At 70.8% G+C, this 11,700-nt stretch carries 14 protein-coding genes; 6 read left to right on the top strand and 8 right to left on the bottom strand.

What is annotated here, in order from left to right; genetic code table 11:
- On the top strand, positions 1-1,377 hold the full coding sequence (locus ABGB12_RS03105; protein ID WP_347674395.1) for an extracellular solute-binding protein: 1,377 nt from the start codon (positions 1-3) through the stop codon (positions 1,375-1,377).
- Between the two features lie 3 nt (positions 1,378-1,380).
- Here the strand turns inward: ABGB12_RS03105 and ABGB12_RS03100 are convergent, their stop codons facing one another.
- From ABGB12_RS03100 to ABGB12_RS03085, 4 genes are all read right to left on the bottom strand, one after another.
- The gene (locus ABGB12_RS03100) at positions 1,381-2,181 is read right to left on the bottom strand and encodes an acyl-CoA thioesterase domain-containing protein (RefSeq protein ID WP_347674394.1); all 801 of its coding nucleotides are present in this window, start codon (positions 2,179-2,181) and stop codon (positions 1,381-1,383) included.
- Between the two features lie 106 nt (positions 2,182-2,287).
- The gene (locus ABGB12_RS03095) at positions 2,288-4,045 is read right to left on the bottom strand and encodes a PD-(D/E)XK nuclease family protein (RefSeq protein WP_347674392.1); all 1,758 of its coding nucleotides are present in this window, start codon (positions 4,043-4,045) and stop codon (positions 2,288-2,290) included.
- 66 nt (positions 4,046-4,111) lie between these two features.
- A complete protein-coding gene (locus ABGB12_RS03090) occupies positions 4,112-4,297 on the bottom strand; it encodes a DUF397 domain-containing protein (protein ID WP_347674390.1) in 186 nt (61 codons plus the stop codon).
- Positions 4,298-4,305: 8 nt separating this feature from the next.
- Complete coding sequence (locus ABGB12_RS03085; protein WP_347674389.1) at positions 4,306-5,175, bottom strand: DUF5753 domain-containing protein; 870 nt, start codon at positions 5,173-5,175, stop codon at positions 4,306-4,308.
- Between the two features lie 302 nt (positions 5,176-5,477).
- On the opposite strand from ABGB12_RS03085, the gene ABGB12_RS03080 reads away from it, so the two are divergent.
- A complete protein-coding gene (locus tag ABGB12_RS03080) occupies positions 5,478-5,927 on the top strand; it encodes an ATP-binding protein (RefSeq protein WP_347674388.1) in 450 nt (149 codons plus the stop codon).
- 24 nt (positions 5,928-5,951) lie between these two features.
- Here ABGB12_RS03080 and ABGB12_RS03075 read toward each other — a convergent pair whose 3' ends face one another.
- Both ABGB12_RS03075 and ABGB12_RS03070 read right to left on the bottom strand, forming a co-directional pair.
- On the bottom strand, positions 5,952-6,860 hold the full coding sequence (locus ABGB12_RS03075; RefSeq protein WP_347674387.1) for a pyridoxamine 5'-phosphate oxidase family protein: 909 nt from the start codon (positions 6,858-6,860) through the stop codon (positions 5,952-5,954).
- Between the two features lie 11 nt (positions 6,861-6,871).
- Complete coding sequence (locus ABGB12_RS03070) at positions 6,872-7,306, bottom strand: VOC family protein (RefSeq protein ID WP_347674385.1); 435 nt, start codon at positions 7,304-7,306, stop codon at positions 6,872-6,874.
- Positions 7,307-7,420: 114 nt separating this feature from the next.
- On the opposite strand from ABGB12_RS03070, the gene ABGB12_RS03065 reads away from it, so the two are divergent.
- The 3 genes from ABGB12_RS03065 (at position 7,421) to ABGB12_RS03055 (ending at position 9,048) form a co-directional block, all read left to right on the top strand.
- Positions 7,421-7,966 (top strand): CGNR zinc finger domain-containing protein, encoded by a 546-nt coding sequence (locus tag ABGB12_RS03065; protein WP_347674383.1) that lies wholly within the window; start codon positions 7,421-7,423, stop codon positions 7,964-7,966.
- 80 nt (positions 7,967-8,046) lie between these two features.
- Complete coding sequence (locus ABGB12_RS03060; protein WP_347674382.1) at positions 8,047-8,520, top strand: TspO/MBR family protein; 474 nt, start codon at positions 8,047-8,049, stop codon at positions 8,518-8,520.
- A gap of 9 nt (positions 8,521-8,529) precedes the next feature.
- The gene (locus ABGB12_RS03055; RefSeq protein WP_347674380.1) at positions 8,530-9,048 is read left to right on the top strand and encodes a TspO/MBR family protein; all 519 of its coding nucleotides are present in this window, start codon (positions 8,530-8,532) and stop codon (positions 9,046-9,048) included.
- A 29-nt stretch (positions 9,049-9,077) separates the two neighbouring features.
- Here ABGB12_RS03055 and ABGB12_RS03050 read toward each other — a convergent pair whose 3' ends face one another.
- Positions 9,078-9,617, bottom strand: a complete 540-nt coding sequence (locus ABGB12_RS03050; RefSeq protein WP_347675030.1) for a Pvc16 family protein — start codon at positions 9,615-9,617, stop codon at positions 9,078-9,080.
- Positions 9,618-9,830: 213 nt separating this feature from the next.
- Between ABGB12_RS03050 and ABGB12_RS03045 the strand changes: the two genes are divergently transcribed.
- Positions 9,831-10,289: a TspO/MBR family protein gene (locus tag ABGB12_RS03045; RefSeq protein WP_347674379.1), complete on the top strand. Its 459-nt coding sequence runs from the start codon at positions 9,831-9,833 to the stop codon at positions 10,287-10,289.
- A 39-nt stretch (positions 10,290-10,328) separates the two neighbouring features.
- On the opposite strand, the gene ABGB12_RS03040 is transcribed toward ABGB12_RS03045, so the two are convergent.
- Positions 10,329-11,684: a rhodanese-like domain-containing protein gene (locus tag ABGB12_RS03040; RefSeq protein ID WP_347674377.1), complete on the bottom strand. Its 1,356-nt coding sequence runs from the start codon at positions 11,682-11,684 to the stop codon at positions 10,329-10,331.
- Positions 11,685-11,700: the final 16 nt, after the last annotated feature.

Genomic DNA, 11,700 nt, shown 5'->3' with positions numbered 1-11,700 from the left:
ATGCGGCACCGGTTCCTCAACTCCAGGACGCTCATCGGAGCGCTGGTCGCGGCTCTCATCGTGTGGGCCTTCCTGTTCGTCTCCTCCCGGCCCTGGGGGGACGGCGGCTGCCCCGAGCGTTCCGACCGCACGCTCACCGTGCTGGGGGACAAGGACGTCAGTTTCGGCAGGCAGCGCAGGGAGGAGATCCGGAACTGGTCCGAACCCGGCGGGATGAAGGCCGAGTTGCGCGAGCTGTCCGGAGTGGCCGACCTGCAGCACGCCCAGATGGCGGCGACGGCGCAGGACGGCGGCTGCGGCGTCGACGTCTACGTCCTCGACGGCCCGTGGGCCGCGGAGTTCGCCGAGGCGGGCCATCTCCACCCGTTCGCGGAAGGGCCGCTGGAGGAGCTGGAGAAGAAGGAGCCGCTCAGATCGTTCCTCGCCGGAGACCTGCGCAGGAGCGGATACCACGGCGGAAAGTTGTGGGCCGTGCCCTTCAGCGCGGACGCCCCCCTGCTGTACTACCGGAAGGACCTGATCGGAGACGACGAGGACTTTCAGAAGTCCCCCACCTGGGACGAGGTGTGGAAACGCTCCGAGGACCTGCTCGACGAGCCCGCCGGTGACCTCAGCGCCGGATACGCCGCCCAGCTCGCCCCCTACGAGGGCTTCACCGTCAACCTCCTCGAACTGATGCGGGCGCACGGGGGTGGCGGGCCGGTCCACGACGGACAGGTCACGCTCGACCAGAACGCGCTGCGGGAGATCCGGGACAAGCTCCTGCTCACCGGCGGCCGTTCGCTCATCGCGCGTGACTCCTTCGAGTGGTACGAGGGCGACGCGACCGAGGCGTTCTCCTCCGGAAAGACGTTGTTCCTGCGCGGCTGGCCGACGGCCTACCGGAGCCTGGCCGAGGGCTCGGGCCCCGGGAACGAGGGGCGGCGGACCGACAGGTACGGCGTCACCGTCCTTCCCGGCGGGGGAGTCCTCGGAGGGCAGAGCCTGGCCATCGCCGCGAACTCTCCGTACAAGGACGAGGCGCGGAGGCTCATCCTGGAGCTGACCGGTGCCCCGGTCCAGCGGAAATTGTTCTGGTGCGGGGGATTCGCCCCCGTCCGCACCGAGGTGTACGCCGAGCCGACTCCCACGGCCTGCGGCTCCTCCGATTCCGGTGAATCAGAAGAACACGTCGTCCGCCACCTGCCGGAGGAGTACCTGCCCACGCTGCGCCGGGCCGTCGAACAGGCCCATGCCCGTCCGATCAGCCCCTACTACCCCGAATTCAGTCGGATCTTCCAGAAGACCCTGCACTGCAGCCTTCGGGATGCGTGCACCGAGCGGCTCGGCCTGGAGGAGATGGAGAGCCGTCTCACCGAGGCGCTGAAAGGCCGGTGACCGTCAGCGCGCGGGGCGCAGCAGGGTCTCCTGGGCGATCGACGCGACGAGGGTGCCGTCGAGGGTGCGCATGGTGCCGCGGGCCAGGCCGCGGGCGCCGTGGTTGATGCTGGAGTCCATGGAGTAGAGCAGCCACTCGTCGGCGCGGGCGGGACGGTGGAACCACACCGCGTGGTCGAGGCTGACCGCCGTGGCGTACCGGACGGCCGAGCCGGGGGCGCGGGAGGAGTCGACGACGGCGACGTCGGAGACGTAGGTCAGGACGCACGGGTGCAGCGCGGGCTCGGCGACCTCGTCCAGGGAGCGGAACCAGAACGGGTGGCGCAGGGGGAACTCCTCGTCGCGCAGGGGGTTCACCGGGCGGATGTCGAAGTTCGGGATGTCGCCGAACCAGGAGGGAAGCCGGTAGGAGGGGAGCTCCTCGGGCCGAGGCACGTCGAGCGGCTCGGACGGCTGCCACTCCTCGCCGTCCTCGGGGTCGTGGAAGGACGCCACCAGTTCGAAGATCGCCTTTCCGTCCTGGACCGCGGTGACGTGCCGGGTGGAGAACGTCCGGCCGTCGCGGGTGCGCCGCACGTCCAGGTGGAGGGGCTTGGCGGGCTGCCCGCCGCGGATGAAGTAGGCGTGCAGGGAGTGCGCCGGGCGTTCGGCTCCCACGGTCAGCTGGGCGGCCCGCAGGCTCTGCGCCGCGACCTGCCCGCCGAACGTGCGCTGCATCTCGGAGTCCACGGGCTGGACCACGAAGTGGTCCTCGTCCTGCCGCTCCAGCGCGAAGATCTCCGCCAGTGCCTCGTTGATGCCCATGCGCCCCGTACCTTTCCTCAGCTTTCGTGGGAATCGTACGGAACGCCGTTCGGTCGGGAGGCGGCGACCCCCGAATTTATAACCTAACGCTCATTAGGTTCAGTGCTCAGAACGGGGGCTCGTCGTCGAGGTCGGGCTCGCCGACCGCCGAGGCCACCGCCTGGGCCAGGCCCGTCACCGGCGTCTCGTTGAGGATCTCCCCGGTCCGCGGGTCGATGAGCACGCCGTCGACCTCGATCGGCCCCGCGTCCGTCGCGTGCCGGTCGGGGCACCAGCGGGCCACCGGGCAGGTCGCGCAGTGCCGTCCGGGCCGTGGACGGAACTCCACGTCGGTGTGCCAGTCCCCGGTGAGCCGGGCGAGCTCCGCCCGCGCCCGGGCGACGACGCCCGCGTCCCCGGTGTCGAAGGAGAAGAGGGACGCCCCGGCGGGCGACATCACCTCCAGCTCGACCGTCCCCGCCACCGGCGCCTCACCGCCGAACGCCCCGTCGGCGATCAGGCAGACGGCCAGCGCGAGCTGCGGCACCCGCTCCAAGAGAGTGTCGGCGTCCCACGCGGAGCCGCCTCCCGTGGTCTTCTGCTCCCGGTAGAAGGTGCGTCCCCCCGAGACGTACACGAGGTCCGGATGGGCCACGACCAGCACGTCGGCCGACGGGTCGTAGGCGGCCATCGAGGGCTCGGCCGTCACGGAGGTGACGTCCCGGCGCAGCGGGCACACCTCGAGGTGGCTCAGCAGGAAGGGCCGAGCCTGGCGGTACTCGTCGGGCGTCATGAACTCCGCGGCGAACCCCGGGTCGTCCTCGGGAAGGTCCTCCTCGGAACAGGCCCGGTAAGGGAACCGCGAGTGCGCCGCCTCCAGCCAGGAGTGCACGAGCGTCCCCCGCCGGATCGCGGGATGGTCGCTCCAGTCCCCGGGAAGCCGCTGGTCCCGCAGATGCGCCTGCGCCGGGCAGATCCGGTACTGCCCCGCCGTGGCCGCCGACCACACCCGCCGATGCGTCCCGGCGCCATCCAGCCCCAGCAGCCCCGGCACATGCGGCAGCGCGTCGCATTCGGCCCGCAGCTTGCACTGCGCGCAGTCCGACCCCGGCTGCCTGCGCCCCCCGAACACCACGTCCGCGGCCACCGGCTGGGCCCGCTCCCGGTACCTCCGCGCGACCTCCTCAGGCGCGGCGTCCACGACGACCTTGGGCACCCGCTCGTCGCTCACCACCACCTCGACGACCCGCACCCGCCGCGCCGGCCCCGGATCCCCTTGCACGTCCACCGGCACATCCCGGTAGACGGACCCGACGGCCCGCGCCCCGAACGCGGCCAGCTGCGCCAACGCCAGATTGGACGGGTCGTCTCCCGACCCCACCCGGCTCACCCGCGGCCGCCGCACCTCCCGCACCGCTCCGTCCGCGGACGAGTACCAGCGCCCCCACCCGGTCAGTACCCGTGCCTCCAGAGGGGAGGTGACGTGCTGCAGCACCCGGGACTCCCGCTGCGGCAGCAGAACGCCGTCGCCGATCTCATCGGCGAGCCACCGGGCGTCCTCCAGATAGGTGGCCACCGCGTGCCGGACCCAGACCTCGACCCCCGGATGCACGGTCTTCCGCGCTTCTTCCAGCACCTTGTGGACGGCCACCTCGGCGTCGAGCCCCCCGAACTCCACCTCGTCCAGGGCCGCCATCACCAACCCGAGCGGAAACCCCTCCCAAGGCGAATCCCGCCGCTCCTCGAACCGCTGCGGCCACACCCTCGGCCGTGCCTTCAACGCCGCGAACTCCGCACATTTCCCCTCGCCGGAGTCGAGCTGCCCGGCCGACAACCGAACAAGCCCGGCGGGCCCTTTGAGACTGGCGTGAGGGATGAAGGACATCATTCGTCTCCACAGTTCCGAATGAACGGGTTTCAGTGAGAGGCCGCGAGCGGCGGCTCATCTGTTCTACGAGCGGAGGCGTCGGGTGAAGGCCGCCCACTCGGCGCGCGTGAACTCCAGGATCGGGCCGGTGCCGTGGGCTTTGGTGTCTCGGACCCCGACGGTTCCGGCCTGTGAGCGACCGGCTTCGACACAGGAGGCGTTGGGCTCGCTGCGACTTGACTTACGCCAACTCGTGAACTTCTGGGTCATCGGTGATGTCAGACCTTGTCTGTGATCTTGTCGGCGAGTTCGGTGAGCAATTCCCTGCTGCTCACCTCTGATAGTGCCGCATTGCGCACCGTTTCGTAGCGCTTCATGTGCTTGGCCACCTCAACGGGACTGGTGTGGATGAAGTCGTTGGAGAGGGTCTCGGTCATGGCCAGGGGCGGGTCGGACGGATCGGGGAAACCGAAGATGATCGTCTGCGACCTCGGCATCAGCGTGGGTACCCGGCCGATGTCGACGGGGAGGACGCGCATGGTGAGCTTCACGTGAGTTTCGATGGATTCGACCATGTGGTGAAGCTGGGCTCTCATGACGGCCGGCGGGACGCTGAACCGACGAATGCTGATTTCGTCGAGGATGACCTCATAAGTCGGGCCGTCCAAGCGGAAAGCGGTCTGCTGGCGCTTGGAACGGGCTTCCATCAAACGGTCGGGCACATAGGTGATGGGGCCTTCGGCCTTGGCGTGTTCGATGAGCGCCCAGGTGTACTCGGGCGTCTGGAGCAGACCGGGCATGGTGCCGGGCTGGTACTCGCGGATGGTGGCCGCGCCGGATTCGATGTCGGCGTAGAGGCGTTGGCGGTCGCCCATGGTGTCGCCGTAGGCATCCCACCAGCCTTTGGCGGCGGCCTCGCGGGCGATCTTGATGATCTCGGCGCGTTCGTCGTCGGTGGCCCGCAGGAGGTCGAGCAGGTCCATGATCTCGGCGAGGTCGGGCCGGATCTGGGCGTTCTCCAGTCGTGAGATCTTCATCCGCGACTGGTGGAACAGTCCGCTGAGCTGTTCGGCGGTGAGTCCGCGCCGCCGCCGCAGCGCGCGCAGTTCGGCGCCGAGCCGCAACCGGCGGACGAACGGACTGGACAAGGGCGTTCCTCCTCACGAACCGTCATCCGTGCAGGTCGGGGGGCCGTCCGGTCGCTCTTCCGGCTACTCTCCGCATCGAACAGCAACGCTCCGCGTCCACGCAACCGCTTCGCCGATCCCGCCCGAGAAAGTGCGCACCCCTCCCGCACGCTCGCCGTCCGTGCGCACCCCTCCCGTGCGTGCGGAGGCCGAACGTTCGGCGGGTGTGCGCACTTTCTCGTTCGGTCAACGGGTTCCGCTGATTATTCGGCGACGAATGGTGACGATGGGCTTCGTTCCGCTTCTTCTGTGTGAGGTGAGTGATGTTCATCGAAACCAGGGACGGTGAGTGCTGGCGCCGGGAGTTCCCCGGCGACCCGGAGCAGGCGCGGGCGGTGCGCCGGTTCGTGGGCGCGCTGCTCGCGGACTGTCCGTTCGCCGACGAGGTGCTGCTCGGGTGCGGGGAGCTGGTCGCCAACACCGTCCGGCACACCCGTTCGGGCCTGCCCGGAGGCCGGTTCACCGTCGAGGTGCGGCGCTGGCGGGGGACCTGCGGGGCGTACGACAAGGAGACCGAGCTCGTGGCGCTCTGCGTGTCCGACCAGGGCGGGGACGGCGAGCCGAACACGTCCTTTCCCGAGGACGAGTACTCCGAGACCGGGCGGGGCCTGTGGACGGTCGCGCAGACGGCGGCGAGCTGGGGCTGGTTCGGCGGCCCCGCCGGACGGTCCGTCTGCGCGGTCTTCGCACCCCTGGAGTTCAGGGTCGTGTGAACGGCCCGTGTGCCGTCGGGGTGCTCAGAGGGGCAACGGCGTCGGGGGGTTGAACTTGGAGTAGCCGGGGGCGGTCCAGGTCAGCGGCACGGCGGAGGTGGCCTCGCGTACCTCCTCGATGGTGAAGTCGACCAGGCGCTGGGCGCCGGGGAAGGCGGCGGCCTCGTCCTCGTCCCAGACGGTTTCGGCGGTGCCGGTGAGGTGCAGGAGGGAGCCGTTGGCCCAGTCGGGGACGACGAGGCCGGCGGCGGGGTTGAGCTCCAGGTTGCCGAGGGTGAGGAACATGGTGTTGCCGGGGTAGTCGGGCCAGCGCAGGCGGGTGGGGGAGAGCGCCTGCAGGAAGCCGGGGTTGCCGCCCCGGTGGGAGGCGTCGGCGTCGCCTTCGGGAGAGGCGGTGGCGATGAAGAAGGTGTCGGCCTCCTGGACGGCGCGTCGCTGGCTCGGGGTGAGTTCGGAGCCGCGCAGGACCTCGCGGGGGCCGGAGGGCGCCGGGGCCGGGGCGGGGGTGCGCTGCTGGATGTACTTCGGGCAGTTGGCGATGACCTGGTCGAAGGCGACGAGCAGGCCGCCGGGCACGGGGGAGGAAGTGCCGTTGATGCGCATCCGGCGGCGGGTGTCGGGCTCGATGGCGATCATGCCGACCTTCGCGGGGGCGGCGAGGGACTCGGCCAGGGGGTCCTCCGGATGGGGGAGGGCCTTGACGAAAAGTTCCGTCTCGGTGGGCTGGAGGAAGCCGGGCTCGCCGGTGAGCAGGGTGGCCCAGAGGCGGCCGGACGGGTCGGCGGCGCCGACGACGATCATCGGCTGCTGGGAGAGGAAGGCCATGGCGACCTCCGGGAGGGCGGTCTTGATGGCTCGGAGGGCGGATTCGGCGCGGCCCTGCAGGCCCGCTCGGCGTTGCACGGAGAGCTCTCCGCTGTGGTAGGTCGCCATGGCCGTGACTCCTAGAAGAAACCGCAGGTGGGGGCGCCCGCGACGGGGGCGGGGACGGTCTCGGCCCCGGACGGGGCGTAGATCTCCAGGCGGATGCCGTCGGGGTCGGTGAAGAAGATGCCGCCGGAGGAGGCGCCCTCGCCGTGCGGGACGACGCCGTCGTAGGCGAACCGGGCGCCCAGGCCGCGCAGGGTCTCCTCGGCCTCGCGGACCTCTTCGATCGTGTCGACCTGGAACGACAGGTGGTGCAGGCCCGCCACGTCGGTGCGGGCCGGGGTCTCGGTCTGCCGCCACAGGGTGACGGTCAGCCGCCCGTCCTTGCCCAGGAGGGCGTAGGTGTCGGCGAGGTTGACCACCTCGAAGCCGAAGACCTGCGTGTAGAAGGCGACGGACCGGTCGAGGTCGGTGATGTTCAGGCCGACATGGCCGGTTTGCAGCGTGCTCATGGGCGTGGTCCTTCCTCCGGTCAGAGGCCTTCCCTAACCGGTGATTATGACTTTAAAGGTTAGAGAAATGATCGTCAACCGGTCGTGTGGACGTGAGTGGTTAGCATGGGAGGCATGGACCCCCGCCCACTGACCGGTGAACCGATCTCCGTAGAGCTGCTGAACACCCGGTGGATACAGGGCGGGGAGCCGCAGGACCTGCTCACCTCGCCCGACGGCCTGGCGATCTGGCTCGCCTCGCCCACGGTCGCCTCGGAACTGGAGGAACATCCCGTCCGGGCCGACGAGGCGACGCTCGCCGCAGTGCTGCGGGCGCGGGACGGGCTGGCGGAGCTCCTGGAGGACCCCGCGGACACGGCGACGGCCGACGCCGTGCTCGCCCACGGGGCGCTCAGGCTCTCCGCTTCACCGAGCGGCCCCGTGGAACGCCTCGAACTCGACGATCTCGCCTACTACCCGGCATGGACGGCGGTCCGGAACTACCTGCTCCTGATCGGCGGCCGCCCCGACAGGCTCCGCAAATGCGCGCACAACGCCTGCGTCCTGCACTTCTTCGACATCTCGAAGAACGGCACCCGCCGCTGGTGCTCCATGACGGCCTGCGGCAACCGTGCCAAGGCCTCCCGCCACTACGCCCGCACCCGCTCCGAGCAACCCTGACCGTCCGCGCCCGTGGCGGATGCCGAAGGTGCGCATGTGGCTACCGGTTCTGCCCCTGGTAGCCGGGTAAGGGGTGAGATATGACGACGACGAAAGCGAACACCCTGCTCAAGACGTCGGTAGCGGTCGGGGTGGCAGCCGGGGCCGGGGGGCTGGCCACCGACCCGGAGTCCGACTGGTACCGCGAACTCGAGAAACCATCCTGGCAGCCGCCGCCCCAGACGTTCGGCATCGTGTGGCCCGCGCTCTACAGCCTGATCGCCTACTCGGCGGGGCGCGCCATGGACCTCGGGTCCCAGGACGAGCGGCGGGGCGTGGCCCAGGCGCTCGGGATCAACCTGGCGCTCAATGCGGGCTGGTCGCTGCTGTTCTTCGGGGCGAAGTCGCCGCGCGCCGCGTTCGGCGAGATCATGGCGCTCAACCTGTCCAACGTGCTGCTCGTCCGACGCGCCTGGCTCGTCGACCGCCGCGCGGGCCTGCTCCTGCTGCCGTACGCGGGCTGGACGGCCTTCGCGACCCTCCTCAACGGCGCGATCGCCCGCCGCAACCGCTGAGCGGCCGCGATGCCGTCGACGGACCCCCGCCCCCGGACCTCCGGGGAACACGGGAGCGCGCGGAAGACGAGGGCGAAGACCCTCCTCCTGACCGCGCTGGCCGTCTTCGCCACCGCGCTCATCGGGAACCTGGCCAACGACACCGGCTCCACCTGGTACCGGGAGCTGGCCAAGCCTTCCTGGCAGCCGCCGGGACCGGCGTTCGCCCTGGTGTGGACGCCGCTGTACATCCTCATCGCCTACGCGGGCGCGCGTGCGATCGACCGGGCGCGACCGCACGCGCGGCGCGGCGTGATCCTGGCCCTCGCCGTCAACCTGGTGCTCAACGCCGGCTGGTCGGTGGTGTTCTTCGCCTTCGAGTCGCCCGAGGCGGCCCTGGCCGAGATCCTGCTGCTCAACCTGGCGAACGCGCTGCTCGTCCACCGGGCCTGGAGCGCCGACCGGACCGCCGGGATCCTCCTGCTCCCGTACGCGGCGTGGGTGGTCTTCGCCACCGCCCTCAACGGGGCGATCGTCCGGCTGAACTGACGGGGCCCGACGAAGGCGCACCGGACCTCTCAGGGGACGGATTCCAGGACGGTGACGCGCGGCTTGAGGAGGAACTCCACGTCCTCCTGCTCGGGCGGGTGCGTCAGCGCCATGTCCGCCTCGTAGTAGAGGGCCAGCTGCATGGGACGGCCGTGCGCGGACCACAGGGCCGTGCGGTCGGTCAGCGGCAGGTCCAGCAGGCGGACGGTGAGCCTGCGCAGCCGGGATGCCAGGCCGGGCCCCAGGTCGTCGGGGCCGAGGGAGGGCACCGAGTGGAAGATCTGCGCCACCCTGCCCAGCCGGGCCTGCAGTTCCAGCGGCTGGAAGCCCGGGCCGGTGACCACATAGGTCAGCCGCAGGCCCAGCGGCGGGCGCTGGAGCCGTCCAGGCGGCCCGGTGAGCGGGGCGTTGCGCAGATAGGGGTGTTCGGTGATGCCGCACAGGCACAGGTGGATCTGGTGGGGGGTCAAGGCGGTGCCGGCGTCCAGGGAGCTGATCGCCACCCAGTCGGGGTCGCCGCCGCGGACGCGTAGTAGTTCGGCCAGTGCCGAGGTGACCTCGTCGATCATGACGGCCACCGGGATCCTCGTTCGCCCATCGGGCGCACCTCCTCCTGCGGCGTGCGGCCGGAGAACACGAAGGTCGTCACGCCGAGTAACTTCTGATAAGCAGAATGTAACAGCAGGGGGCGGGTGCTTCCGGCGAGGGGTCCGAATCGGACGAAGCGGCGACGGCGGCGTTCCGCCGAGTGGCCGCGGCGGGTTCATGGGTACGGGCGGGATATGAAGACGTTGCTCAAGATCTCGCTGGTCGCGCTCCCCGCGGCGGGGGTCGGCTCTCTGGCCGCGGACACGAACTCGGCCTGGTACCGGGCGCTGCGCAAGCCGTCCTGGCAGCCGTCCGCCATGGTGTTCCCGGTGGTGTGGACGCCGCTGTACGGGCTGATCGCCTACGCGGGGAGCCGGGCGATGGACCGGGCGTCCGAGCCGGAGCGGCGGGCGCTGGCCCGCGACCTCGGAGGCAGCCTGCTGCTCAGCGCGGGATGGAGCTGCCTGTTCTTCGGAACCAGGTCTCCTCGGAGCGCCCTGGGCGAGATCGCGTGGCTCAACCTGTTCAACCTCGCGCTGGTCCGGAGGGCGTGGCGGGTGGATCGCGGAGCCGGGCTGCTGATCGCGCCGTTCGCGGTCTGGACGCTGGTCACGACCGGCCTCAACGGGACGGTCGTCTGGCTCAACCGGTGAGGGCCCGGGACGCGCCGCGGGCCCTCACCGCCGATCGGATCAGCCGGTCACCTCGATGCCGCTGTTGACGGCATCGGCGTAGTCGTCGTCGACGACCACGACCCGGCGTCCCGCGGCGCTCAGGATGGAGCCCGCGATGGCCGCCCGGTAACCCGAGCCGCAGTGCGTCCACAGCTCGCCGTCGGGCACCTCGTCCATCCGGGACAGCAGCTCGTGCAGCGGGATGTGCACGGCCCCCGGCAGGTGCGACTGCCTCCACTCGTCGTTCCGCCGGACGTCCAGGACGACGACCGGACGGTGGTGCCGCACCGCGGCGAGCTCGGTGAAGCTCGCGAGCTGGAACTCCCGCAGGGGCTCGCCCCCCGCCCAGGCGGAGGGGCCTCCGTCGGCCGCCGAAGCCGGACGGTCGATGCCGATCCGGACGAGTTCGCGCTGCGCCTCGGCGATCTCCTCGGGGCTCTCCCCGAGCAGGCTCACCGGAGTGCCCCAGGGGATCAGCCACCCCAGGTAGGTCGAGAAGGCGCCGTCCAGGCCGAAGTTGAACGTCCCGCCCAGGTGCCCGGCCGCGAACGCCTTGCGGGAGCGCAGGTCGACCACCCATTCCCCGGCCTCCAGGCGGCGGCGGAGTTCGGCGGCGTCCGCCCTGCGCGGCTCCGACAGGTCGGGAGCGTCCGGGCCCTCGGCGTTGCGCGGGCCCATGTGGGCGTAGTAGGCGGGGTAGGCGTCGAGCCCGACCAGCAGGGTCTCCACGTACTCCTGCTCGTCCTGGGTGAGCACGGGGTTGGTCCGCCGCTCCTGCCCGATCGTGGACGCCGAGGCCTCGGACTGGGTGGAGGAGCAGAAGCTGCCGAACCCGTGCGTCGGGTAGACCTCGGTGTCGTCGGGGAGTTCGGAGGCCAGGCGCCGCGCCGTCCGGTACTGGGCGTGCACCAGGGTGTCGGTGTGGTCGGGGCCGAGCAGGTCCGGGCGGCCCGTCGAGCCGTACAGCAGGGAGCCGCCGGTGAACACGGCCTTGGGTTCGTCCCCGTCGAGCAGGACGTAGGACAGGTGGGTGTGGGTGTGGCCGGGGGTCGACATGGCCCGGACCCGCATCCGCGGGCCCACCTCGATCACGTCGCCGTCGTGGACGGGGGAGTGCTCGAAGGCGACGGGGTCGTCGTCGTTGACGTGGTAGGCGGCCCCGGTCTCCCGGGCGAGGGCCAGGCCCCCCGTCACGTAGTCGTTGTGGATGTGCGTCTCGAACACGTGCCTGATCGCCACGCCCCTGTCCCGGGCGAGGTCCAGCATGCGGTCCATGTCCCGCTGCGGGTCGACGACGAAGGCGCTTTCGCCGTCGGTCACCAGGTAGCTGCGATCCCCCAGGGTCGGAGTGTCCACGGGAATGATCTCGATCATGTAAATCGCCCCCTTT

The sequence above is a fragment of the Actinocorallia sp. B10E7 genome (genome assembly GCF_039871655.1).
In the GTDB taxonomy this organism is placed as follows: domain Bacteria; phylum Actinomycetota; class Actinomycetes; order Streptosporangiales; family Streptosporangiaceae; genus Actinocorallia.
The sequence above is the reverse complement of the archived record's forward strand: the minus strand, read 5'-3'. Positions and strand labels throughout refer to the sequence as shown.

Excerpts from the sequence above, each read along its gene's own strand:
- ABGB12_RS03040 (WP_347674377.1), bottom strand. The coding sequence starts at position 11,684 with ATGATCGAGATCATTCCCGTGGACACTCCGACCCTGGGGGATCGCAGC.
- ABGB12_RS03095 (WP_347674392.1), bottom strand. The coding sequence starts at position 4,045 with ATGTCCTTCATCCCTCACGCCAGTCTCAAAGGGCCCGCCGGGCTTGTT.
- ABGB12_RS03105 (WP_347674395.1), top strand. The coding sequence starts at position 1 with ATGCGGCACCGGTTCCTCAACTCCAGGACGCTCATCGGAGCGCTGGTC.
- ABGB12_RS03060 (WP_347674382.1), top strand. The coding sequence starts at position 8,047 with ATGACGACGACGAAAGCGAACACCCTGCTCAAGACGTCGGTAGCGGTC.
- ABGB12_RS03065 (WP_347674383.1), top strand. The coding sequence starts at position 7,421 with ATGGACCCCCGCCCACTGACCGGTGAACCGATCTCCGTAGAGCTGCTG.
- ABGB12_RS03055 (WP_347674380.1), top strand. The coding sequence starts at position 8,530 with ATGCCGTCGACGGACCCCCGCCCCCGGACCTCCGGGGAACACGGGAGC.
- ABGB12_RS03090 (WP_347674390.1), bottom strand. The coding sequence starts at position 4,297 with ATGACCCAGAAGTTCACGAGTTGGCGTAAGTCAAGTCGCAGCGAGCCC.
- ABGB12_RS03070 (WP_347674385.1), bottom strand. The coding sequence starts at position 7,306 with ATGAGCACGCTGCAAACCGGCCATGTCGGCCTGAACATCACCGACCTC.
- ABGB12_RS03080 (WP_347674388.1), top strand. The coding sequence starts at position 5,478 with ATGTTCATCGAAACCAGGGACGGTGAGTGCTGGCGCCGGGAGTTCCCC.
- ABGB12_RS03100 (WP_347674394.1), bottom strand. The coding sequence starts at position 2,181 with ATGGGCATCAACGAGGCACTGGCGGAGATCTTCGCGCTGGAGCGGCAG.
- ABGB12_RS03045 (WP_347674379.1), top strand. The coding sequence starts at position 9,831 with ATGAAGACGTTGCTCAAGATCTCGCTGGTCGCGCTCCCCGCGGCGGGG.
- ABGB12_RS03050 (WP_347675030.1), bottom strand. The coding sequence starts at position 9,617 with ATGATCGACGAGGTCACCTCGGCACTGGCCGAACTACTACGCGTCCGC.
- ABGB12_RS03075 (WP_347674387.1), bottom strand. The coding sequence starts at position 6,860 with ATGGCGACCTACCACAGCGGAGAGCTCTCCGTGCAACGCCGAGCGGGC.